The organism is Chryseobacterium electrogenes, from assembly GCF_053553015.1.
The window spans coordinates 1,020,312-1,044,290 of record NZ_JBNPPB010000002.1 but is presented as its reverse complement, the minus strand read 5'-3'; the positions used below and the strand labels follow the sequence as shown (position 1 = coordinate 1,044,290).

The window sequence follows — 23,979 nt, the reverse complement described above, 5'->3', positions numbered from 1 at the left end:
TGATTAAAATTAAAAATCAGGCTTTTTTGTTATTAGTGAATGAAGATTATTCTGTCTTCAGATTCTTTAAGATGGTTTTTTAGAACTTGTTGATTAATAATTTTGCTAATAATTTCTTCAATTTGAGATCCTACCTTCATAAAACCAAAAGTCTTGGCTGTTGCTCTTATCAGATCTACGCGTATTAGACTCAGATTGTTTTCCATAATTTCGAAAATAGCAGCAAGGATTTCTTCTGGCGCAATATCTTCAATCGTTCTTTTTTCAAGAGAATTATCTCTGTAGAATTCTAATTTTGATGTAATCTGCTCACGATTCCAATAGAAAGATTGATGTGAGATGACTGTTTCTATTTGGGGTAATTCTGATAAAATTTCTATCAAATAATTATTCAGTTTTGTACCAATTCTTGTGATATTCCATAGTTTTAAAATTTTCCTAAAAAGATAATCTTGACTAATAGGTGATTCTACCTGAATGATTTCCTGTAATTGTTGTTTTAAAATCAATTGGTTTTCTGAGTAATAAATGGATTCAGAATTTGCCATCAAGATTGGAGATACTACTGCAATATCGTAAGGTTTCATTTTCTTTGAAGTCAAAATATCTTCTTCAATTATAGAAATACTACTTTTCATAGGTTCGGAAGCTGAAATAACAATAGGTTCTTCTTTTTTTGGTTGTGATAAAATCTGCTGAATTTGAGCAATTATTTCTTCTAAAATAATTGCTTTATTTTTAATCCAATCTAAAGTCCAAATTCTATAAATGTTCCATCCTAAAGATTGCAATACATTGGGGATTAGTAATTCTCGATCATTGGTAGTTTGCGTGTTAAAATAATTTTTACCATCAATTAAAATTCCCAAAATATATTGATGATTGTACTCTGGATGTACAATTCCGATATCCACGCGATAATCAGAAGTTCCGATATTGGTTTTGACGTTCAACCCATTTTGGGTTAAAAAATGAGCAATAGATTCTACCAAAGAATGTGATTGTTGTTGCAATTCTTGCGTTGCAGAAACAGAATTTAACTGCCCTTTTTCGGCAAAGTTTAAGAAAGCTTTCAGGCCTTTTACACCTTCCGAGTTTGTTCTGTTCAGATCAATCTGATCGCCTTTAAGAGAAGAAAAAACTTTCATTTCGTAGCGCGCACGTGTCACGGCAACGTTGAGTCTTCTCCAGCCTCCATCACGATTAAGCGGGCCAAAATTCATGGATACTTTTCCGTCTTCATCAGGACCATAACCTACAGAAAATAAAATATAATCACGCTCATCTCCTTGTACATTTTCTAGATTTTTTATGAAAATTGGCTCTTCATTTTGCATGGCTTTTTCTTCCAAATGTGGATGTGCAGAAAATAAAGTTTGTAGCAAATCTTCTATCAAGTTCTGTTGCGTTTGGCTAAAAGTAACCACGCCTAAAGTCTTATTGGGACGTTGTTCTAGATGATTTTTTATATAATTGATAATGGCTTCGGCTTCCTTTTTATTGGTTCTGGTTTTTCCTTTATCATAAAAACCATCAACATATTGAAAACTCACTTTTTTGTCCAAATCATCGCTAGAAGGAAATGTCAATAGCTTGTTGTCATAAAAGTTGGCATTACTGAACGAAATTAAACTTTCGTGCTTGCTTCGATAATGGCGCAGTAAGTATTTTGACGGAATAGACAATGCTAAAGTATCATCCAAAATACTTTCTAAATCCTCTAACTCCATATTGTCTTCATCAATTTTATTACTGGCAAAAAAACTGGTTGGAGGCATCTGTTTTGGATCGCCCACAATAATCGCTTGCTTGGCTCTTGCTAATGCACTAATCGCTTCAGAAGTCGGTAACTGAGAGGCTTCATCAAAAATAACAATGTCAAAATGATCTGTATTAACATCAAAATATTGCGCTACAGAAATTGGACTCATCAACATGCAAGGTTTCAATCTAGGCAATAGAGTAGGAATCTGGTCAAATAATCGGCGGATGCTTATTCCGCGGCCTTTATTGCGAATAGAGCGTTGCAGAATGCCAATCTCAGAACTTTGTACAGCTTCTTGTGATAGATTTGGTATTTTGTTGCTTAATTCTAATAGCAACTGGTTTTTGGCTAAAGTCGTAAATTCTTGATGCAGATTTTTGTATTGCGCAATCTGTGATTCATAAATGTCAGCGTCAAAACCATTAAGCACTTGAGATTGATCCAAAGACTGAACAAAATAGTTGAGATGGATAATGCTTTCCATATCTTTAGCTAATGTGTTTTTGTCAATTTTATCAACTTCTAAAAGCTTTACAAGCCAATCAATTCCTATTTCTGAAGCTTGAGATTTATAATAATTATATCTAATCCAATCTTCTAAGTGATGCAGGTTATTTTTAATTTTTAGTAAAATTTCGTTATCAGGGATTTCCGCTAAAAATACAGAAAGCGCTTGTCTGCTTGTTTCATAATTTTTAAAATCTAAAATGGAATTAGCTGAAACGACTTTATAATCTCCGTTTGTAATAAAGTTTTTCAGCCATAATTCAACCGAATTGAAATAGAGATTTTTTGCAATTTCATCAATCGCTTTTACTTGTTGTAGATCATTTTGTATCGCCTCTGTATCTAATCCATTATTGGTGAAGTAATTTTGAGTTGTACTTTCAATACTTTGATATTGCGGTTCTTTCAGTGTTTTAGAAACCGAATTAAGCTCATTTATTTTATTAAAACAAAGATCTACTTGCTGCTCTGACTCTATTTTATGTTTGGAAAATCCATTCAAGAATTGCTTTACTTTACGTTGTTTTAACCATTTTGGTAAAAACCAAGTATGTTTGGACTGATTCCAACTGAGTTCTAACGTTGCCAAATCTGCATCTAAAATTCTAGAATTAAAATCCTGCAAAATGCTATCATTTAATGTTTGTTTTTGAGATTGCAAAGTCAACCAATGGTCTAGCAAATTCTTTTGACGTTCATCAAAATAAACATTCAAAATAGAACTTTGAACCGAAAAATGTGATAACTTCTCAAAAAACAAAATCAATTGTGATTGCTTATTGCTCCAATCTTTCGGTAAATTGAGTTGTAAGTCACTGTTAATTTTAGCAACCGAATTTTCAATTTCAATATAATTATCTATTGCTTTTTCAATTTGAGCTTTATGAGAGAAATTTTGCTCTTTCAAAGAAATCAACTGTAGTGGATGCGTAGAAATTGCAGGCATTTTTTGCGTTAAGCCACCAAAAGGAATTGCCCAATCTTTCCATGTATTCCAAGTGTTTTTATTAATATTTTCTAATGTAAGAGGCAAAATCCAATCATTATTAATCTCAACATGATGAGAATCTAGATAAGATACAGAATCGTACAGACTCCAACCAACAGAAAATGGTTGATGCAACAAGTCTACGTAACGACTAAGCTCTTGCTTGCGCTCGTCTATTCTTGTGGCTTCTTCTTGGTAATCAATATGGCTTTGGTATTTTGGTACTTCCAAAGTCCGTTCTAATTGTTGTAGAACGTCAGATTTTTTAGATTTATTAGAGTGTAATTCTAGGCAAAAAGGACTCAGTCCAATTTTTTCTAAACGATGATGAACAACATCCAAAGCTGCCTTTTTCGCTGCCACAAAAAGTACTTTTTTATTGTTAGCTAAAGCATCTGCAATGATGTTGGTAATCGTCTGAGATTTTCCTGTGCCAGGAGGTCCATGAAGAATAAAACTCTTATTAACATTAGAACTCCGTACAGCATCTAATTGAGAATTGTCCGTAGCAATGGGTAAAATAAGCTGCGAAGAAGATAGATGTTCTAAGCTTTCTTCCTCTTGAGAAATGCTCAGTTTGTCCGTGAGTTTTCCGTCAATTAAACTTTTGACGATGTCACTTTTTTTAATTTCTTCAGAGAACTTAGAGATATCTTGCCACAGAATTAACTTGTTGAACGAGAAATTTCCTAAAACTAATTGTTCTAAAATATCCCAACCCTCAAGATTGAGAATTGCCTTTCTGAAAATCGCCAAAACTTTGGGCACATCTACGCCATAACTATCTGCAGGAAGTGTTTCTACAGCATTAAGATTCAGTTGATATTCTTGTTTTAGATACTCTAAAAGTGTAATGTTAATCATGGTTTCTTCTTCACGGCTTCGAAGCGTGAATTTAGAATTAACCGATTTTCTGGAGAGTTCTACAGGGATAAGTAAAATTGGAGCAAAACGTGGTTGATCTTTATTTTTAGTTTCAAACCATTTTAGTAATCCAATGCCAAGATATAAGGTACTTTTCCCGTTTTCTTCTTCTGCTAATTTAGAATTTCGGTATAAATGTGTCAAAATACTATCTAGATCATCTTGATGATAATTAGTCAATAATCGATTATATTTAAACTCATCTTCTGCCAGTTTAAACAAAGGTTGCGACGCATGAAGCGGCTCTACATAATTATTATACCGACGAGAAATAGGCTGGTTATTGTTGGGCTGTATGGTAAATATCTTGCCGTCTGCCAAGTAATCTTCTAAAACATTAATCTTAAGATCCATCAATTGCAACATGCTTTTGGTAAATCTAATATTCAATAGATTATTGCGAAGCGAAAGGTCTAATAACTTGCGCTCCCATACCTTTTGTTTAGTTAGATTTTTTTGATCAGACAATTCTAAATCTTGGTAAATTTCGCCAATCTCAAAATTGTCATTAATGTTATGATTGCTAGTTGTTTGGGTTGATTTTATATCTTCTGATTCTGTTTCTTTTTTAACAAAAGGCAAAGGTAAAATCCCATGAGAACGGGCGCTTTTGATATCAATAGACATCACAAAATTGTCCGCATTAAGAATTTGAGTTTCTGCAATATTCATTGCTTCTTTTAATGTGTACGCAGTACCACGACATAGATTGGTAGACTCTATTAATCCAATTTCCTTAATCCCAGAAGCAATACGTTTAGAAATTGCGGCTTGATCAAAATTAACCGTATCATCAAAACGTTGATCTTCTAACCAGACGCCCACAAATGCATGTCCGCGGGTAATAACCAAAATAGGATTGAGATCTATAGCTTCTAAGCACGCCGCAAATAATAATGAAATATCAATACAGTTTCCAAAGTTGGTTTCCAAAATCTTATCTGCTAAACGGATGCGTTGCCCTTCTGCTTCAAAACTTGGAGGCATAGCGCTGTACACGATTTTTAAATTCAAAATTGCTTGATAAAGTGCTGCTACCATTTGCAAAACGCGCTCTCTATCTTTGGATTGATATGCTTCGAAAGAGGGATTTAGTCCGTTCTTTTCTAAAATTGAAACAGCATCAGATTTAATTTTATAAATCAAAGGATGATTGGGCAAAGAGTAGGAGGCTAGCAATTGTGGATAAACACGCAATCCTCCAAAATGATCTAGTGGTAATACATCTAGCGTAAAAGTATCTTGGTGCAGAACCTCTTCTTTAGTAGAAATTTTTACTTCTATCGTGTCCAAATCTTTTTCGGTAAAATTCTTGATGAGCGCAAGATTGTATTTGAAATCGAAATTTTTTATAACAACAGGAGTATTCTGAAATAGTTTGTCAATATGCAAAGAATAAGCCTCAAATAAGCCAATCTGTGAAGTGATTTCTAGGGTTATATTCTCATAATCTTTCTCATTTCCTTGTAGTTGAATGGTTTTTAAAAACGGAAAATGGTTTAAACAAAAACTATAATTAAAATAAGGAAACTTTTCTATTTCTATCTGGATAGGAGTTGTATTTTCAATCATGGTATGACATCATAAATTTGTTTAAAGATATTAAAATTGATACACGATAATATGAGGAAAACCTTATTTGTTAAAAATAGTTGCCAACAATTAAATTTTAAATGGTTAAAATCTTAAGAATAACTGACAAATAGTTGTCAAAACTAAAGCTTAGATTTGTAATAAAATACACCGAAATGAGTTATTGTGCTGCGATTCCTAATATGCAACCCGAAGAGCGAAAAGCCTTGCATAAAAAATATCACGATTATCATTATGGATTTCCGATTCATGATGACAATGAGTTGTTTGGACGGTTAATTATGGAAATCAACCAAGCTGGGCTGAGTTGGGAAACGATCTTAAAGAAGGAAGAATCTTTCCGAAAAGCCTATGATAATTTTGATATTAAAACAATTGCGAATTATAATGAAACTGAGAGAGAAAGACTTTTGGCTGATGCTGGTATTATCAGGAATAAACTGAAAGTAAATGCAGCGATAGAAAATGCTAAAACAATTATTGAATTGCAAAAAGAATTTGGTTCTTTTGAAAAATGGTTAGAGCATCATCATCCAAAAAGTAAGGAAGAATGGGTGAATTTGTTTAAGAAAACTTTCCGTTTTACAGGTGGCGAAATTGTTGGAGAATTTCTCATGAGCATTGGCTATTTGCCAGGTGCGCATCAGGACAATTGTCCAATTCATCAAGAAATTTTGAAACACAATCCAATGTGGCAACAAGCTTAATGCAAATCATAAAAAAAAAGGAACATGCGATAATGTTCCTTTTTAATTGATTTTTATTGTTAGTTTTTAGAAAATGCTCAAGTTATATTGTTTTGCTAATTCTAAAATCATCTGATATCCAACGACAGAATTTCCGTGAGAATCTAAAGCCGGACTAAAAACGCCGATGCCCATTTTCCCAGGAACGCTGACTGTAATACCACCGCCAACGCCTGATTTACTAGGCAGACCAACGGTTCTTGCATATTCTCCACTATACTCATACATGCCGGCAATTAACATTTGAGATTCTATAAGTTTTGCAATTTCTGCATTTTTATAAGTCGTATCTCCGTCAAATCGTGTGCATTGATTGGCGAAAAAATAACCGATTTTAGCTAAGTCTTCTGCGGTAACTTCAATAGAACATTGTCTGAAATAGTTATCCAACTGATCTTCGTTTCCAGAAATTAGTCCATTGTTTTTCATCAAATAAAACATCCCACGATTGCGATGTCCTGTTTCTTTTTCTGATTGATATACGGTTTTGCTGTAATCAATACTCGGTTTTTTGGTAATATAACGTACCATGTCGAGTATTTTTTGAAAAGGTTTTTCTCCTTCTCCCGAAATTAATGATGTTGTGAGAATCGCTCCGGCATTCATCATTGGATTAAGCGGCTTGCCCGTTGTCTCAAGATTGGCAAAATGATTGAAGGCTTTGTCAGAACCAAAATATCCCATTTTTTCGAACACCGATTTTTCTCCATTTTCCTGAACGGCGATCATCAACGAAATAATTTTCGAGATGCTTTGTATGGTGAATTTTTTGTTTATATCTCCTACATTAATAACTTTTCCGCTGTTGTCAACTATAGAAAATGCAATGGCTTTGGCGTCCATTTTTCCTAGTTCTGGAATATAATTTGCCACTTTTCCATCTTTATAATTAGCACGATTATTTTCTAGAATTTCGGTTAATGTATTGGTCGTAATTGTTTTGTAATCTGCTGTTTTTTGAGCAAAAGAGAAACTATTAAAACCTATAAAAGTAATAATTAAAGTGTTTTTTAGTGTGCGATGAAGTCTATTTTTAGTCATAAATATTGTTCTGAAAAGCTATTTGATAATAAAAAACAAAGATAAACTTTATCAAGGAAAATATTTTTTTGTTGAAAAATCGAATTGATAATATTCTATTTCAATTTTTGAATATACTTCCTGCGTGGGTTGAAATTTTCATTAAAATTCTAATCATAAAAAGCCAGCTTTTCACAGCACAGAAAAGCTGGCTTTGTTTTAAAAGTATTGATAGACGTTTTGGTCTAAGGATTATTGAGGGTGATTATTGACCCAGAATTAAGTCATTACAATTTTATAAATTTCTTAGTTATAGAACCTTTGTCTGTATTTATTTTAACAAAATAAGTTCCAGAATTAAGATGTTTTACATTGATTTTTAAATTTGATTTGTCTTCAGAAATTTTTCGGCCGTTGGCATCGATAATTTCGATAGAATTAATTTTTTCGTCAGATTTTACATTCAGATAGTCTGTAGTAGGATTGGGCGCAATAGAAAAGTTAATTGTATTGATGTTTTTTACGCTCATATTTTCTTTGTTTTCTATGACGATATTATCGACGTTGAAGCCTGTTCCTAAATCAAAAATGAAAAAGTCTAAAGCATTGATTTTATTAGAAACGTCATCGTAATTTCCTTCAAATATTTCTTCATTATTGACGAAAAGTTTGGTTGATTTTGTTGTATGATCTACTTCAAAAACAATGTTGTACCATTTGTTATCCTCGAATTCTAGATCAGGGATTTCTCCTAACATATCGCCTATTCCGGCATAAAATTTATCATCAAAACTAAAATTGATAGTGCCTAACTTATGAGATTCTGCTTCATCTTTACTTATAACACTGAAAAGAATATCAGACCGCAAATCATCTATTTTGGGCTCTATAAAAACATCCATAGAAATTCTTGTCTTTTCAAATGTCTCACTAAGATTATTGCTAACACCTTTGAAAGCAAAATCAGAATCAGCACCTAATAAAAGCGAATTAACACCATCTGTTTTTCTTAAATCCGAAACTAAGACACCGTCATAATCGACATATTCTTCGTTGATAGAATGATAAGATTTCCAGCCTTTTTGGTTGTTTATATTTCCTACAGTGTAACCTTCACTATTTTCGAAAGATATTTTGGATTGTTGTCCTTTTATCATTGTCATTGGTAGCAAAAAAATAGCTGCCACAAAAAGTAGTTCTTTTCTCATATAATTTCAATTTATTGTAAATGTATTGAAATAATATATTTTATTTACGCTTGTGTTATTAATAATATATGTTTATTGTGTTTTTGATGTGATTAGATTAATTGGTTTGATCATAAATTGATTAATAGAAATTAGGTTTTTGTTTTTTTATTAAAAAAATATGGCTTTAGCCTAATGAGGTGATGTAAAGCATTATTCCTATCGTTTATTTAGTTTTTGATAAAAAAGCAATGAATAAAAAATTAATATTCTTTGCATAGAACTTTCAATTAAATATCTTTGCAAACGAAAAAATATGGATCCATTAAATTTATTAAAAGCTTCAATAGGCAAGGCATTTGTCGACTCTCCTTCGCCATTTATGCATTGGCTTAATCCAGTCGTTGTAGAAGTAGAAGAAGGGCGATTGGTTTTTCAATACCAGATTCGTCCAGAATGGCTTAATCCTATGCAGAATCTCCATGGTGGTGTTACAGCGGCGATTATAGATGATATCATTGGTGCAACCATGTTTTCTTTGGGAGAAGACTATTTCTATACAACAATTAATAATACAATAGATTATTTTACAATTGCTAAAGCTGGAGATCATATTTTGGCAGAAACAAAAATTATAAAAAAAGGCAAACAATTTATTAATGCCGAATGTGAAATATGGAATGCTGATCGCTCAAGATTAATAGCCAGAGGCACTTCCAATTTATTTAAAACTGATTTTAAAAAATGAAACGAGTAGTAGTAACCGGATTAGGAACCATTAATCCATTAGGAAATGATATTAACACTTTTTGGAACAATATTAAAGAAGGAAAAAGTGCAGGACAAAAAGTAAAACGTTTCGATGCTTCTAGATTCAGATCTCAAGTTACCTGTGAGATTCAGGATTTCGAACCAAGTAAATACCTTGACCGCAACGAAATAAAAAGAAGTGATCTTTTTACACAATACGCTTTGTATAGCGCAGCAGAAGCTATGGCAGATGCCAATATTGATGTATCAACAATGGATCCATTTGATTTTGGAGTGATCTGGGGCGTTGGACAAGGTGGGATGGAAACTTTTGAGACGGAAGTAGAGAATTACGTAAAAGGTGATTATAACCCTAGATTTAATCCTTTTTTTATTCCGAAATTATTAGTGAACATGGCTTCTGGATTGATCTCTATGAAGTATGGTCTTCAAGGTATTAACTATACGCCGGTTTCTGCTTGTGCCACTGGTAATACCGCAATTATGGATGCTTTCAATTATATCCGATTAGGAAAAGCAAAAGCTTTTGTTACTGGAGGTTCTGAGGCAGGTATTACTCAGGCTTCTTTTGGAGGTTTTTCTGCAATGAAAGCGATGAGCAGTAGAAATGATGATCCGCAAACAGCAAGTAGACCTTTTGACAAAAATAGAGATGGTTTTGTAATGGGAGAAGGTGCAGGCGCATTGATATTAGAAGAATATGAACATGCTAAAGCTCGAGGAGCAAAGATTTATGCAGAGTTAGTTGGGGCTTCTATGACAGCAGACGCTTATCATATGACATCACCACATCCAGATGGTCTAGGGGCAGCAAAAGCAATGGAGCTTGCCATGGAAGAAGCAGGATTAACGTCTAAGGATATTGATTATCTTAATCTTCATGCCACTTCTACATCAGTTGGTGATATCGCAGAGCTTAATGCAGTACAGAAAGTATTTGGGAATAATCACAAGTTACATGTAAGTTCTACCAAGTCTATGACTGGGCATTTATTAGGTGCTGCTGGTGCTATTGAAGCTATTATTGCTATAAAAAGTATTAACGATAATGTTATCCCTGCAACAATTAATGTAGAAGAGCTAGATGATAGGATACCAGCTGATATCAATGTAGTCATTAATAAGCTTTTAGAAAAACCTGTGAAGGTTGCTATGAGCAATGCTTTTGGATTTGGAGGACATAATGCTTCCGTAATTTTTAAAGAATTTGAAGATTAAAAAATACTTTGAAAAGCTAAACGTACAAGTTAGATAATAACAGTATTGTTGACAGTAATATCAGACCGAGTTGTCTAAGTCATTAAGTAACAAAACTGATTTTCCTAAAATATAAAATGAGATAATTAACAAGTTATCTCATTTTCTTGTTAAAACAAATCCAAACTTACAATACAAGCAGCAAGAGTTATACATAAAAGTGCTGACAAAAAAAGAACATCAGCAATCCTTTCTATCTTATCGCTAAAATTTTCATTTTTGGATTTTATGGATAAAAAAGAACAGACGCAACTACTAGAAAGACATAATATCGCAACAACAGCAAATTCATCCAGATAAGTAGAATGATCAATTTTAGAAATCCTAAGTGATGTAAGGATTATTAGACAAAAACCAAGAAGATTAGAAGAGGCATTTAATATATGAGGTGAGCGTTTTTCCATTTTCGTTTCGTATTTTGTATTTTTTGCACTGTAAATTTATTGATAATTAAGTAATTTTAGTATTTTTTAAGAAACTTTATAATATCTTTAAAAATCCTTAAAAATATCGTAACACGTTATATAACATTCATATAAAAATTTTATCTTTGTGAAAATTCAATTCAAATGCAAGAAACTTTTATTGATACAGAAGAAGTGTCTTTTCAGGATTTCAAAAACCAAATATTATCTAATTACAAGTTAGCAAGAATTTCTCGTGAGATGAGCTATCTAGGTAGGAGAGAAGTATTAACAGGAAAGGCTAAGTTTGGAATTTTTGGTGATGGTAAAGAGTTGCCACAACTAGCAATGGCTCAGGTTTTCCGTGATGGTGATTTCCGCTCTGGATACTATCGTGATCAGACTTTTGCAATGGCAATTGATGCCTTAACTGTAGAAAGTTTTTTTGCTCAATTATATGCAGATACTTCTGTAGATAGAGAGCCTGCTTCTGCTGGTCGCCAGATGAATGGCCACTTTGCAACCCGTACAATTAATGAAGATGGAAGTTGGAAAGACTTAACTAAAATTAAAAATATATCGTCTGATATTTCTCCTACGGCAGGACAAATGCCAAGATTATTAGGGTTGGCGCAAGCGTCTAAATTCTATAAAGACATAAAATTCCCTGGATCAGAAAAATTCTCTAACGAAGGTCGCGAAGTTGCTTTTGGGACAATTGGAGATGCTTCTACAGCAGAAGGTCATTTTTGGGAAACGCTTAATGCGGCTTGTGCATTGCAAGTCCCAATGATTGTGTCAATCTGGGATGATGGTTACGGGATTTCTGTACCAACAGCTAGACAACGTGCTAAGAGTGATATCTCTGAGATGTTGTCAGGTTTCCAAAGATCAGAAGAAAATGGTCAAGGTCTAGAAATTATCAAAGTTAAAGCTTGGGATTATCCAGCGTTGATGGATGCTTATGCTAAGGCAGAACATTTTGCAAGAGAAGAAAGTATCCCTGTTGTGGTGCATGTTGTAGAGGTTACTCAGCCACAAGGTCACTCAACATCGGGTTCTCACGAAAGATATAAAAATGAAGACCGTTTAAAATTCGAAACAGAATTTGATTGCCTTAATAAATTCAGAGAATGGATAGAAACTTATTCTTTCCAATTTGAAGAAGGTGGCGAGGAGCAAATTATCGCAACTAAAGAAGACTTAGATCTTATTGAATCTGAAGCTAAAAAAATCGTAAAAGACGGTCAGAAAAAAGCTTGGGAACATTATCAAAAAACTATCAGTGATGTTAGAAATCAAGCTTTACCTTTGGTTGAAGCATTGGCTAATCATAATTCTGAAGTTGCAGAGTTTGTTCAAAGTTTTAAAGCTTTAGTTTCGGTTGGTAAAAAAGAAATTTTCCACCTTGTACGTAAAGCTTTACTTGTTACAAGAAGTAATAATACTAATGAAAGACAGCAGCTTAAGTCTAAGTTCGAAACTCTGTTTTCAGTAGAAAAAGATAATTATTCTTCACATTTATACTCGCAATCTCAATGGAAAGCGACTAATGTTAAAGAAGTAAAACCCGTGTTTTCTGAGCAATCAGAAATGGTTGACGGTAGAGTGGTTATCAGAAATAACTTTGACAAGATATTTTCAAAATATCCAGAAACAATGGTTTTTGGAGAAGATGCTGGTAATATTGGTGACGTTAACCAAGGTCTAGAAGGGTTACAAGAAAAATACGGTGATCTTAGGATTGCAGATACGGGCATCCGTGAGGCAACAATTTTGGGGCAAGGTATTGGTCTTGCAATGAGAGGTCTTAGACCAATTGCAGAAATCCAATATTTAGATTATATCCTATACTGTTTGCAAGGGATGAGTGATGATCTGGCAACGATACAATACAGAACTAAAGGCGGTCAAAAAGCACCTTTAATCATCAGAACAAGAGGTCATCGCCTGGAAGGTATTTGGCATTCTGGTTCTCCAATGGCTGGGATTATCAACCTTGTAAAAGGGATTAATATTCTTGTGCCTAGAGATCTTACAAAAGCCGCTGGATTCTATAATACTATGTTGCAGACAGATGAGCCTGCCTTAATTGTAGAATGTCTTAACGGTTATAGATTGAAAGAAAAACAACCTGATAACTTGGGAGAATTCACGGTTCCTGTTGGGAAAGTAGAAGTAACCAAAGAAGGAAAAGACGTAACCTTGGTAACTTACGGTTCTACATGGAGAATTGTTACCGAAGCTGCTAATGAGCTAGAAAAATTAGGGATTTCTGCAGAAGTTATCGATGTACAATCTTTAATTCCGTTTGATATTTCTAAAGATATAGCAGAAAGTGTTAAGAAAACCAATAGATTGGTCGTTATAGACGAAGATGTAGAAGGCGGAACTTCAGCATTTATCCTTCAGCAAATTATTGAGAAGCAAGATGCTTTCCGTTACTTAGATTCGGCGCCAGTTTGTATTACTGCTAACGATCATAGACCAGCTTATGGTACAGATGGCGATTATTTTTCTAAACCATCTGCAGATGATATGGTAGAAAAAATTTATGCTGTTTTTCACGAAACTAATCCTCAGAAGTTTCCAAAAATTTAATTAAAAGTAAACAATTTTATACTAGATAAAATCGTTTCTAAATATCCAATAAAAGGCTTATTTTCGTAAGCCTTTTATTTTTGTAAAATGTCAGAAAATCAATCAAAAGTACATTATGATGCCTTAACTGGATTGCGTGCAATTGCAGCAATAATGGTATTTGTGTATCATAATAGAAAATATTGGAGAGACGACTTAGCTTGGCCTATCATGCGCTTTATCAGTGAGTGGCATATTGGCGTCACCATTTTTTTTGTGTTAAGTGGATTTTTGTTAGCGTATCGGTATCAAGCATCACCTTTGGAAAGTGGTAAATCCTATCTTAAATATATTCTGCTAAGGATTGCTCGTATCTTTCCGATGTATTGGTTGCTATTGACGGCTTATTTTTTAGAGCCTTTTTATTCTAAATCTGTGACGACTTATTTTCTTCAATATTCGTTATTGTATCCGTTGTATCAACAATATGCCTTAACCGGAATTACGCAAGCTTGGTCCTTAAGTGTAGAATTTTTCTTTTATATATTCTCGCCTTTTTTATTTTTATTATTGAAGAAGAAATGGCAAATATGCATCGGGTTTTTGATTGTTTTATTTCTTGTAAGCTGGGGAATTGGCTACGGCATTCAGTGTTACAATAACAACCCGAAAGGTTTTCTTTATCCAGTCAGTTTTATTTTGGGCAATACTTTTTTTGGAAGAAGCTTAGAGTTTTTCTTCGGAATGTTATTGGCTTTTGTGATGAAAATTAATCCTAAATTAATTCCATTATCAAAACTTAAAAAACCAACATTATATGCAGGATTATTGATGTTAATCGCGACAATTAGTATTGCTTATTTTGCACGAAATAACTTTGTCCACGGCGTAGAACGTTGGGAAGGAAGGCTTATCCATGAGACCGTTTTACCAATTTCTATTGCTCTATTTTTGTTTGGGTTGATGACCGAAAAAACATGGGTTTCTCAATTTTTGTCGTCTCGGTTAATGTTGTTGTTGGGTAATGCTTCGTTTATTTTCTACCTCGTTCACATCAGTTATTTTAACCTAAAACTGAAAAGTTATATTTATCTTCCGGATCGTAATTTTGTGTTGCTTTGGATATGTTCTGTCATCATTTATTTGCTTATAGAAAAGCCTCTTTATAATTTATGCAGACAATGGATCGCTAAGATTTAAGTTGAAATTTAATCCAAAGAATTAATTAACACATAATATTTTATCCCTAAAAGTACTTTTTGAAACTTAGATAATTTCATTGGATCTTTACCACTAAATTTTGGTAAAATGGTTTGAGTGATTTTATTAAGCACTTTGAAGATTGATTTTTTCATATCTTTATTTTAAATTGTTTCATCAAAAAAGATGCTAATGATTTTATTAAACTAAATTAAACAATGGACGATCTTTTTAAACAACAAGTCTACGAAATTTCGCGGTTAATCCCAAAAGGACGCGTTACAACTTATGGTACGATTGCAAAAGCAGTGGGATTTCCTAATCATTCTCGACAAGTTGGCAAAGTTATGGGCGATTGTCCTGCAGACGTCCCAGCACATAGAGTAGTAGGCGCTTGTGGTAAGTTGTCTGTACCTTCATTCAAAACAAAATTAGAAAAAGAAGGCATCGAATTAAATAATATGACCATCAAGAACTTTAAAAATCTCTTTTGGAATCCATTAGATGAAATATAACAAAGATTATGTCAATAATATTGACATTATGCTATTGAATAAATTTTTGTAATTATCGATTAATTAATTTCTTTGGCTAAGATGCGTGGCTTACCTTTGTAACACCAAAATATAGAAGCATGGTAAAACGTATAGGCATTGTTATAGCAGTTGTATTTTTAGGAGTATTACAAACATCTGCTCAGAAGAAAGAAGTAAAAAAAGAAGTAGAGCGTCCAAAATTAGTTGTAGGATTGGTCATAGACCAGATGCGATGGGATTATCTTTACCGTTTTGAGAGCAAGTATGGAGAAGGAGGCTTCCGTAGATTATTGGGAGATGGTTATTCTCTTAATAATGTTCATATCAATTATATACCGACCGTTACAGCAATTGGTCATACGTCAATCTATACGGGATCTGTACCGTCTATACATGGCATTGCAGGTAATAATTGGGTGGATAAATCCACAGGAAAAAGCATCTATTGTACCTCAGATGATACTGTGAAGCCAGTAGGTTCTACAAGTGACAAAAATGGACAGCATTCTCCAAGAAATCTCTGGAGTACAACAATATCAGATCAATTAAGATTAGCTACTAACTTCCAATCAAAAGTTGTAGGGGTTTCTCTTAAAGATCGTGCCTCTATTTTGCCAGCTGGTCACAATCCAACTGCGGCTTATTGGCTTGATGATAGTACAGGTAATTTCATTAGTAGTACTTATTACATGAAGGATTTACCTAACTGGGTTAATGATTTTAACCAACAAAATTATGTTGAAAAATTATCTGCTAATGGTTGGAATACATTACTTCCCATTAATCAATATACAGAAAGTACAAGAGACAATGTAGAATGGGAAAGCTTATTAGGAAGTGCTAAAACACCTACTTTTCCTTATAATAATCTTGCCGAAGATGTTAAAGCTAAAAAAGGATTAATCCGTACAACACCTTTTGGTAATACATTAACTTTAAAATTTGCGACCTCATCTTTAGATAATTATCAATTAGGACGAGGATCTGCAACAGATTTCTTAGCAATTAATCTAGCATCTACTGATTATGTAGGACATGCTTTCGGTCCTAACTCTATAGAAGTAGAAGATACATATCTAAGATTGGACAAAGATTTAGCAGCATTTTTCACAGATCTTGATAAAAAATTAGGTAAAAATAATTACTTAGTATTTTTATCTGCAGATCATGGTGGCGCCCATTCTGTAGGCTTTTTAGAAGAGAATAAGATCCCAACAGGTTTCTATGGTGAAGGTCAAGAAAAATCGCTTAACGATGATTTAGAAAAGAAATTCGGGGTTGCAAAGTTGATTTTGGGTACAGAGAATTATCAAGTTTATCTTAATGAAAATCTAATTGCGGAGAAAAATCTTAACTATGACGAAGTTAAAAAATATGCAATTGCAACGATTAGAAAAGATCCTAAAGTTTTATATGCACTAGACATGGAAAAAGTAGGAGAGGCACCAGTACCAGAACCTGTTAAAACTAGAGCGATTAATGGTTATAATTGGAAAAGAAGTGGAGATATCCAGATTGTAACTAAAGATGGTTATCTTGCATATTACGCTAAAAAAGGAACGACGCACAGCGTTTGGAACTCTTATGATTCTCATATTCCTTTAATTTTTATGGGATGGAAGATTAAAAGTGGAGAAAGCAATCAACCTTATAATATGACAGATATTGCACCGACAATAGCAGCTTTATTACACATACAATTCCCAAGTGGAAACATTGGACAACCAATTGTGGAAATCATTGGGAAATAAAATTGTAATTCATTTTAGCATATCAAAAAGATCAAAATTAAAACTTTTGGTCTTTTTTTTTGGATGTATGTCGATGAAATAGTCTAATTTTAATATTCCAAACTTAACATTCTAAATATAATATTTATGAAAAAATTATTTGTAAGCGCATCTGCTGTTTTATTATTATCAGTAGTGGCATGTAAAAAAGAGCAAACAACAGAAATCACAACAGATGGCTCTGATACACTTAGTGTTGTGAAAACAACCGAAGTGACAACTCTTTCTAAAGATGAAGCAAAGCTTAAAGTAGACCAAGCTCAAGCAGATCTAGATGCTGCTATTAAGAAAGGTGACAAAGACGCAGAGGCAACAGCCAGAAAAGCTTTAGCTGATGCACAATCAGTATGGGATCAAGCTAAGGAAGCTACCAAAGAAACTGCACAAGATGTTAAAGAAGGCTTTGATAAGGCTGTAGAAAAAACAGACCTTGCCGCTAAGGATGCAAAACAAGATCTAAAGAAAGCAACAGAAGATATTAAGAACGATGCTAACAAAGCTGCTCAGGATACTAAAGAAGCAACTAAAAAGGCAACAGAAGATGCCAAAAAAACTTATAACGATGTATTAGATAAAGCAAAAGCTAAATAATATATTCGTTAATATTAAAATAAGCGTTCCGTTATTGGGACGCTTATTTTTTATAAATTCTATTAACTATCGTCGTAATAACCTAACTAACAAAACCAAGGCTATTAATAGAGAAAAGGCTAATAAAAACACAGAGATAAGCACAATATTACTCGATATAATCTCGGTTTGAGAAGACCAAATAATAGCAGTAGCAATAATATTAGAAGCCAATAACATGGTAAGAATAAGATTAATAATACTAGATTTTATAAGTTGATCTATCTTGTCAAAATTCTTAATCTCGGTATTAACAGAAAATTTATTTTCATTAAGTTGCCCCAGAATTGTACGTAATTCGTCTGGGATCTGCCCAACACTATCTACAAAAGAGGACATTTTATCAAAGCTATCTTTTGCAAGATTTTCGGGATTTATTTTTTTGAAAAAGATTTTTTTAGTGTAAGGTTTAAGACTTTTAACGATGTCTAAGTCAGGATTAATGCTTCGTCCAACGCCTTCCATTAGAGAAATTCCTTTAAAAAGCAAATAAAAGTAATCTGGCATTATCAATCTATTTTCTTTTAAAACATCTTTCATTTTGTTTAGTATCTCAGCGATATCTATTTCTTTTAGAGAAGCAGAATGGATGTAGTTAAGAATTTCTGTAACATTATTTTCAAACTTTTTTTCATCCGGAATATCGTAGAAAATAGACATTTTTTTAAGGTTTCTAATAATTTTACGAGGATTTTTGGCTAAGAAATTAATAATCAAATTCTCTAAAATTTCTTTATCATTCGGCTGGATTTTTCCTACTGCGCCAAAATCTATAAAAACTACTTTGCCTTGCTTAGTAATCAAGATATTTCCGCCATGTGGATCTGCGTGAAAAAAGCCGTAATCCAAAACCTGAGAAACAAACAAGCGGTAACCAACTTCTGATATGGTAATCGGACTGATATTATTAGCCTTTAATTCTTCAATATTTGTAACTTTAATACCATCTATAAACTCCATTGTTAAGATGTTATTGGTACATAAGTCATCAAAAACTTTAGGAACATAAGTGTCCTTGTTTGATCTGAAATTATAAGCAAATTGCTGGATATTATTCTTCTCATTAATTAAGGAAAGTTCTTCTAGCAAAGACTTTTCGAAGGCAAAAACAGCATGTTTCAAATTCATCTGATCGCCAATTTCTGAGTAAGTATCTATTAACTTGACAATATCTTTTAGCAACATCAGATCATCCTGAATGATACTGTCTATGTCGGGACGTTTAATCTTGATAATAACGGCGGTACCATCTTTGAGAACCGCTTTGTAGACTTGTGCAATAGATGCTGCGGCAATTGGCTCTGTCTGGATATACTGAAAATAATCATCAACATTAATACTCAACTCGGTTTCCAAAATCGATTTTACATCAAGATCCACAGTTTCTACATGATCTTGAAGTTTCTGTAACTGAACAATAAATTCTGGCGGCAACAAGTCTTCTCGATTACTGAATGATTGTCCCAACTTAACAAAAGTAGGCCCTAATTCTTCCAAAGCCAATTTTAACCTTTCATAAATATCAAGTTGGCTGGATTTTTCAGAATCAGATTTCATGATATTTCCCGAGAGATTCATTCTAATTAATAAATCCTGAAAACCATATTTGCTGAGAACAGAAATTAACTTGGCAGAGCGTTTTAACTTTCGTTGTTGTTTATCAAACATAATTATTATTGAATTTTTAATCTGTCAAAAATTGTTCCTTTAACAGAATGTCATTACAAACAAAACAAAAATCAATTGTTAAATACAGTTTTTGAATTTCATATTTCAATATTTTAAATTAGATTTAAACAGTAATAATTACCGATACTAAAATAAATCATGAGAAAGCTTATCATATTAATCCTTTTTTCGGCAACCTATCAATGGTCATTTTCTCAAAAAACAGAAGAAATTAAAATAGAGAGTGGAGCAATTACTAAACAGTTTAAAAACGGAAAATTATACAGTTTTATAGTATCCATGTACGCTGTTAACTACGGAAACAATCTTATAATCTCCAAGTCAAAAGATGAAATTTTAATTAAAAATGCAGAAGACGAGCATTCTGTAATCACCATTTCCTTGAAGAATAATCAGCAAGTTAAATTATTTATTTATAAAAATAAACCGATTATGATGATGGAAAATATAAATTTAGATCTTAATAATTTACCTAAAAATAGCATTATCTCAAGTCATTTATCAGGTAAGGATATTAACAGTTTTACTTTTACTACTAACTTTGATAATTTAGGCGATGACAATCCTGATAAGAGTTTCAAGTTATTTTCTAGACTTTATATTAACCCGAAACTAGATAATATTGATGATATTTTTAATTGGATTGGCGATTTCTTTTCTCAAGAAGATGCGCTTTTAAAAATATATTTTGGACGTTATGCCGAGAAATACGAACCGAAGACTTTAGCATATTTACAAACAGATAATTTTTCAAAAGTTAAAAGCGGAATTATCTGGAAAACCAATAATAGCAGTGATTTTAGCGCAGGAAAATATGATATCTACAACAACGGAAAAATCACAAAATCCGTATCTGAATCTCTAGAAAAATTCCAACAAACTTATATGGATTTTAGAATGAAGTTGGAAGAAAATAAATAATTAAACCTTTAAAATAATACAAAAAAAGATACTTCCCAATTGAGAAGTATCTTTTATATTGAACTAAAAATCTAAATTTTAGTAAGAACCTTTCTTCACAAAATGATCCGCAATGCTTTCTGTTAAAGCGATTACGTTAGGGAAGTTAGTATATTTTGTAAATCTTCTCAGACCAGAAAGCATCATACGTTGCTCATCACCATCCGCGAAAGAAATAATACCTTCTTTAGCAGATTCAGCGATTTTTTCAACTGCTTTATAAAGATTTAATCTTGCCATAGATGCCTCTACGCTTCCTTCTGCAAAGTGCTTTTCAGCTCTTAGGATTGCAGATTCTGCCATGTAGATTTGGTTAAGTATTTCAGAAGCGTTTAATAATAGATGTTGTTGCTTTTCGATTTCTGTCATGTATTTTTGAAGTGCAGATCCAGCCACCATTAAGAATACTTTTTTAAGATTTTTAATGATTACTTTTTCCTCTGACATGTAAGCAGAATAATCAGGTGTTTCGAAAGATGGGATGCCCATCAACTCTTTGCCAACAGCCATGGCAGGAGATAGAAGATCGATTTCGCCTTTCATCGCACGCTTAATTAACATGCCTACAGAAAGAAGTCTATTGATTTCGTTAGTTCCTTCATATATTCTAGAAATTCTAGCATCTCTCCAAGCTGCTTCCATTGGTGTATCTTCTGAGAATCCCATTCCTCCATAGACTTGGATACCTTCATCAGCGCTATGTTGCGCTAAGTCAGAAACGTAAGATTTTAGGATAGAACATTCTACCGCAAATTCTTCAACACCTTTCAATTCAGCTTCCTGATGGCTCATTCCGCCCGCTACCAATTCTTCGATTTTATCTTCGATATCTTTTGCAGCACGGTAAGTACCAGCTTCACTTACGAAAACACCAACACCCATCTCAGCAATTTTCTTTCTAATTGCTCCAAAAGTTGAAATTGAAACCCCGAATTGCTTTCTCTCATTAGAGTACTGAATGGAGTGGTTCATGATTCTTCTTTGTGCATCCAGACAAGCCGCCGCCAATTTGATACGACCAACGTTTAATGCATTCAAGGCGATTTTGAAACCATTGTTTCTTTCTCCTAAAAGATTTTCGACAGGGATTTTCATATCGTTGAAGAAAACCTGACGTGTAGAAGATGCTCTAATCCCCAATTTATGTTCTTCTTCTCCGAATGTTAAACTGTCTGGATTTTCTAATTCTGACTTGTTAACAACAAAACCAGTAATATTTTTATCATCACCAATTTTAGCAAACAACGTGAAAGTTTCTGCAAAACCAGCGTTAGAAATCCACATTTTTTGACCGTTGATGATATAATGTTTACCATCTTCAGTAAGAACTGCTTTTGTTTTTCCGCTGTTAGCATCAGAACCTGCATCTGGCTCTGTCAAACAATACGCCCCAAAATGATTACCAGAAGCCAAGTCCGGAAGGTATTTTTGTTTTTGTGCTTCGTTACCATAAAGCACCACTGGAAGTGTCCCAATTCCTGTGTGAGCGCCATAAGCTGTGGCCAAAGAACCCGTTGCACCAGAAAGGTAATCGCAAGCCATAACGGTTGTTACAAAGCCCATTCCGATTCCGCCATAAGCTTCTGGAACAGCGATTCCTAAGAATCCCATTTCGCCAATTTTACGCATAACTTCTTCTGTGTATGCATAATCTTTTTTCTCAAAACGTTCTCTATTAGGGACAACCTCTCTGTCGATAAACTCTTTCGCAGAGTCACGCATCATTTTTTGATCGTCATTAAGTTCTTCAATACTGAAAACTTGTGATGCCTCTATGTCTTTTATTAGGAATTCTCCTCCTTTTGTAATATTTGCCATGTTTTTGTGATTTTAAATTTCTATAAAAGCTCGAAAATACTCGCTGCGCCTTGTCCAGTTCCTACACACATAGAAACCATACCATATTTTGAGCCACGTTTTTTCATTTCGTCTAAAAGTTGAACCGTTAATTTTGTACCTGTACAGCCCAGTGGATGTCCCAATGCAATGGCACCGCCGTTTACGTTTAAAATATCAGGATTAAGACCTAACTCTTTTTTAATCGCAACAGATTGAGAGGCGAAAGCTTCGTTTAACTCAATTAAATCGATATCGTTTAATGTTAATCCAGCTTGTTTTAATGCTTTTGGAATTGCATAGATAGGCCCAATCCCCATGATTCTTGGTGGAACTCCCGCTGCAGCATAAGATGCTAATCTAGCAATTGGGGTAACGCCTAATTCTTTCACCATTTCTTCTGACATTACCATCACGAAAGCAGCACCATCAGACATCTGAGAAGAGTTACCTGCTGTTACAGAACCTCCATTTTTGAAAACAGGTCTTAGCTTACCTAAACCTTCCAAAGATGTGTCTTTTCTTGGACCTTCATCTACAGAAAAATCGAATTTCTTAGTTTGAATTTTCTGATTTTCATCTAAGAAATTATATTCTACAGGAAGAGAAACAATTTGATCTTTGAAACGCCCAGTTTCATTCGCTTTTAAAGCTTTTTGATGCGACTCAAAAGCAAACTGATCTTGCTCTTCACGAGAAATATTATACTGACTGGCTACTTCTTCGGCAGTGTAACCCATTCCCCAATAATAGTCTGGATGTTCCCCAGAAATTTTGGTTTCAGGTGTAGGTTTGTAACCGCCCATTGGGATATAACTCATAGATTCTGTCCCGCCAGCAATGATACAATCTGCCATTCCTGTTTGGATTTTCGCTGCTGCTAGAGCAATAGCTTCAGAACCTGATGCGCAATATCTATTAACGGTAACCCCAGGCACTTTATCAGTCTTAAGCGCCATCAAAGAAATAAGACGCGCCACGTTAAGACCTTGTTCTGCTTCTGGCATTGCATTTCCGACGATTAAATCATCGATTCTTGCATGATCCAGCTGTGGGAAATCACCCACCAATTTTTGTATAACTTCTGTTGCCATAACATCTGGTCTTGTAAAGCGAAGTGATCCTTTTGGTGCTTTACCAACCGCTGTTCTGTATCCGGCAACGATATATGCTTGTTTCATAATTTAGAATTTGGAAATTAGAGGTTAGAAATTAGATTTACTAACCGTTAATTAAATTTGTTTTGAACTTATAAACCATTTTTTGAATTTCAGTTAGATGATTCAGAACGAGAGCAACCTTGCTTTCATTAATAAATTTTAATTCAACCAAAAGGATCAATTGCGTTTCGAGTTCATACGTTGAACCTTGTGCAATTCCTAAAAATTGAAAAAACTCTTTAGCATTATTTCTTCCCGCTCCTTCGGCAATATTAGAAGGAATAGAAACTGCACATCTTCTCATTTGATTGATTAAACCAAATTTTTCTTCATTGGGTAGCTCTTGAGTTAAAAGGTAAATATCTTTAACCAGCTCAATCGATTTTTTCCAAATCAGTAAATCTTGTAAACGATGTGCTTTCATCTAAATTCTAAT

Annotated in this window: 18 protein-coding genes; 9 read left to right on the top strand and 9 right to left on the bottom strand. The window is 33.6% G+C overall.

The features are described 5' to 3' along the window. Positions 1-32: 32 nt before the first annotated feature. Positions 33-5,756 carry an anti-phage protein ProA gene (gene proA, locus ACQQ6V_RS04690; protein WP_448844396.1) on the bottom strand — a complete coding sequence of 1,908 codons (5,724 nt, stop codon included), beginning with the start codon at positions 5,754-5,756 and terminating at the stop codon, positions 33-35. Between the two features lie 176 nt (positions 5,757-5,932). On the opposite strand from proA, the gene ACQQ6V_RS04685 reads away from it, so the two are divergent. Beyond that, positions 5,933-6,484, top strand: a complete 552-nt coding sequence (locus ACQQ6V_RS04685; RefSeq protein ID WP_448844395.1) for a DNA-3-methyladenine glycosylase I — start codon at positions 5,933-5,935, stop codon at positions 6,482-6,484. A 66-nt stretch (positions 6,485-6,550) separates the two neighbouring features. On the opposite strand, the gene glsA is transcribed toward ACQQ6V_RS04685, so the two are convergent. Next, the gene (glsA, locus tag ACQQ6V_RS04680) at positions 6,551-7,564 is read right to left on the bottom strand and encodes a glutaminase A (RefSeq protein WP_448844394.1); all 1,014 of its coding nucleotides are present in this window, start codon (positions 7,562-7,564) and stop codon (positions 6,551-6,553) included. Positions 7,565-7,830: 266 nt separating this feature from the next. Then, a complete protein-coding gene (locus ACQQ6V_RS04675; protein WP_448844393.1) occupies positions 7,831-8,751 on the bottom strand; it encodes a T9SS type A sorting domain-containing protein in 921 nt (306 codons plus the stop codon). A 295-nt stretch (positions 8,752-9,046) separates the two neighbouring features. On the opposite strand from ACQQ6V_RS04675, the gene ACQQ6V_RS04670 reads away from it, so the two are divergent. After that, positions 9,047-9,478 carry a PaaI family thioesterase gene (locus ACQQ6V_RS04670; protein WP_448844392.1) on the top strand — a complete coding sequence of 144 codons (432 nt, stop codon included), beginning with the start codon at positions 9,047-9,049 and terminating at the stop codon, positions 9,476-9,478. Beyond that, positions 9,475-10,719 (top strand): beta-ketoacyl-ACP synthase II, encoded by a 1,245-nt coding sequence (fabF, locus tag ACQQ6V_RS04665; RefSeq protein WP_448844391.1) that lies wholly within the window; start codon positions 9,475-9,477, stop codon positions 10,717-10,719. The genes ACQQ6V_RS04670 and fabF overlap by 4 nt, the downstream gene beginning before the upstream one ends. A gap of 149 nt (positions 10,720-10,868) precedes the next feature. Here the strand turns inward: fabF and ACQQ6V_RS04660 are convergent, their stop codons facing one another. Then, positions 10,869-11,162 (bottom strand): hypothetical protein, encoded by a 294-nt coding sequence (locus tag ACQQ6V_RS04660; RefSeq protein ID WP_448844390.1) that lies wholly within the window; start codon positions 11,160-11,162, stop codon positions 10,869-10,871. Positions 11,163-11,327: 165 nt separating this feature from the next. Here ACQQ6V_RS04660 and ACQQ6V_RS04655 point away from each other — a divergent pair, with 165 nt between their 5' ends. Together ACQQ6V_RS04655 and ACQQ6V_RS04650 are read left to right on the top strand one after the other, a co-directional pair. After that, complete coding sequence (locus ACQQ6V_RS04655; protein WP_448844389.1) at positions 11,328-13,763, top strand: alpha-ketoacid dehydrogenase subunit alpha/beta; 2,436 nt, start codon at positions 11,328-11,330, stop codon at positions 13,761-13,763. An 87-nt stretch (positions 13,764-13,850) separates the two neighbouring features. Further along, the gene (locus tag ACQQ6V_RS04650; protein WP_448844388.1) at positions 13,851-14,942 is read left to right on the top strand and encodes an acyltransferase family protein; all 1,092 of its coding nucleotides are present in this window, start codon (positions 13,851-13,853) and stop codon (positions 14,940-14,942) included. 8 nt (positions 14,943-14,950) lie between these two features. Here the strand turns inward: ACQQ6V_RS04650 and ACQQ6V_RS04645 are convergent, their stop codons facing one another. Further along, positions 14,951-15,097, bottom strand: coding sequence for a hypothetical protein (locus tag ACQQ6V_RS04645; RefSeq protein ID WP_448844387.1), 147 nt, complete (start codon positions 15,095-15,097; stop codon positions 14,951-14,953). Positions 15,098-15,160: 63 nt separating this feature from the next. Between ACQQ6V_RS04645 and ACQQ6V_RS04640 the strand changes: the two genes are divergently transcribed. From ACQQ6V_RS04640 to ACQQ6V_RS04630, 3 genes are all read left to right on the top strand, one after another. Continuing rightward, positions 15,161-15,457, top strand: coding sequence for an MGMT family protein (locus ACQQ6V_RS04640; protein WP_448844386.1), 297 nt, complete (start codon positions 15,161-15,163; stop codon positions 15,455-15,457). Between the two features lie 119 nt (positions 15,458-15,576). Then, positions 15,577-17,229 (top strand): alkaline phosphatase PafA, encoded by a 1,653-nt coding sequence (gene pafA, locus ACQQ6V_RS04635; RefSeq protein WP_448844385.1) that lies wholly within the window; start codon positions 15,577-15,579, stop codon positions 17,227-17,229. Between the two features lie 126 nt (positions 17,230-17,355). Next, positions 17,356-17,859, top strand: a complete 504-nt coding sequence (locus ACQQ6V_RS04630; RefSeq protein ID WP_448844384.1) for a hypothetical protein — start codon at positions 17,356-17,358, stop codon at positions 17,857-17,859. 66 nt (positions 17,860-17,925) lie between these two features. Here ACQQ6V_RS04630 and ACQQ6V_RS04625 read toward each other — a convergent pair whose 3' ends face one another. After that, positions 17,926-19,566, bottom strand: coding sequence for an ABC1 kinase family protein (locus ACQQ6V_RS04625; protein ID WP_448844383.1), 1,641 nt, complete (start codon positions 19,564-19,566; stop codon positions 17,926-17,928). Between the two features lie 159 nt (positions 19,567-19,725). On the opposite strand from ACQQ6V_RS04625, the gene ACQQ6V_RS04620 reads away from it, so the two are divergent. Then, complete coding sequence (locus ACQQ6V_RS04620; protein WP_448844382.1) at positions 19,726-20,508, top strand: hypothetical protein; 783 nt, start codon at positions 19,726-19,728, stop codon at positions 20,506-20,508. A 78-nt stretch (positions 20,509-20,586) separates the two neighbouring features. On the opposite strand, the gene ACQQ6V_RS04615 is transcribed toward ACQQ6V_RS04620, so the two are convergent. From ACQQ6V_RS04615 to ACQQ6V_RS04605, 3 genes are read right to left on the bottom strand one after another with little or no spacing between them, the layout of a single operon-like run. After that, entirely contained in the window at positions 20,587-22,365 is a 1,779-nt protein-coding gene (locus ACQQ6V_RS04615; protein WP_448844381.1) for an acyl-CoA dehydrogenase FadE, read from the bottom strand. Positions 22,366-22,385: 20 nt separating this feature from the next. Continuing rightward, positions 22,386-23,564, bottom strand: a complete 1,179-nt coding sequence (locus ACQQ6V_RS04610; RefSeq protein WP_448844380.1) for an acetyl-CoA C-acyltransferase — start codon at positions 23,562-23,564, stop codon at positions 22,386-22,388. A 40-nt stretch (positions 23,565-23,604) separates the two neighbouring features. Continuing rightward, on the bottom strand, positions 23,605-23,967 hold the full coding sequence (locus ACQQ6V_RS04605) for a four helix bundle protein (RefSeq protein ID WP_448844379.1): 363 nt from the start codon (positions 23,965-23,967) through the stop codon (positions 23,605-23,607). Between the last annotated feature and the right edge of the window lie 12 nt (positions 23,968-23,979).

Coding starts and splice junctions, on each gene's coding strand:
- proA (WP_448844396.1), bottom strand. CDS start 5,756: ATGATTGAAAATACAACTCCTATCCAGATAGAAATAGAAAAGTTTCCT.
- ACQQ6V_RS04685 (WP_448844395.1), top strand. CDS start 5,933: ATGAGTTATTGTGCTGCGATTCCTAATATGCAACCCGAAGAGCGAAAA.
- glsA (WP_448844394.1), bottom strand. CDS start 7,564: ATGACTAAAAATAGACTTCATCGCACACTAAAAAACACTTTAATTATT.
- ACQQ6V_RS04675 (WP_448844393.1), bottom strand. CDS start 8,751: ATGAGAAAAGAACTACTTTTTGTGGCAGCTATTTTTTTGCTACCAATG.
- ACQQ6V_RS04670 (WP_448844392.1), top strand. CDS start 9,047: ATGGATCCATTAAATTTATTAAAAGCTTCAATAGGCAAGGCATTTGTC.
- fabF (WP_448844391.1), top strand. CDS start 9,475: ATGAAACGAGTAGTAGTAACCGGATTAGGAACCATTAATCCATTAGGA.
- ACQQ6V_RS04660 (WP_448844390.1), bottom strand. CDS start 11,162: ATGGAAAAACGCTCACCTCATATATTAAATGCCTCTTCTAATCTTCTT.
- ACQQ6V_RS04655 (WP_448844389.1), top strand. CDS start 11,328: ATGCAAGAAACTTTTATTGATACAGAAGAAGTGTCTTTTCAGGATTTC.
- ACQQ6V_RS04650 (WP_448844388.1), top strand. CDS start 13,851: ATGTCAGAAAATCAATCAAAAGTACATTATGATGCCTTAACTGGATTG.
- ACQQ6V_RS04645 (WP_448844387.1), bottom strand. CDS start 15,097: ATGAAAAAATCAATCTTCAAAGTGCTTAATAAAATCACTCAAACCATT.
- ACQQ6V_RS04640 (WP_448844386.1), top strand. CDS start 15,161: ATGGACGATCTTTTTAAACAACAAGTCTACGAAATTTCGCGGTTAATC.
- pafA (WP_448844385.1), top strand. CDS start 15,577: ATGGTAAAACGTATAGGCATTGTTATAGCAGTTGTATTTTTAGGAGTA.
- ACQQ6V_RS04630 (WP_448844384.1), top strand. CDS start 17,356: ATGAAAAAATTATTTGTAAGCGCATCTGCTGTTTTATTATTATCAGTA.
- ACQQ6V_RS04625 (WP_448844383.1), bottom strand. CDS start 19,566: ATGTTTGATAAACAACAACGAAAGTTAAAACGCTCTGCCAAGTTAATT.
- ACQQ6V_RS04620 (WP_448844382.1), top strand. CDS start 19,726: ATGAGAAAGCTTATCATATTAATCCTTTTTTCGGCAACCTATCAATGG.
- ACQQ6V_RS04615 (WP_448844381.1), bottom strand. CDS start 22,365: ATGGCAAATATTACAAAAGGAGGAGAATTCCTAATAAAAGACATAGAG.
- ACQQ6V_RS04610 (WP_448844380.1), bottom strand. CDS start 23,564: ATGAAACAAGCATATATCGTTGCCGGATACAGAACAGCGGTTGGTAAA.
- ACQQ6V_RS04605 (WP_448844379.1), bottom strand. CDS start 23,967: ATGAAAGCACATCGTTTACAAGATTTACTGATTTGGAAAAAATCGATT.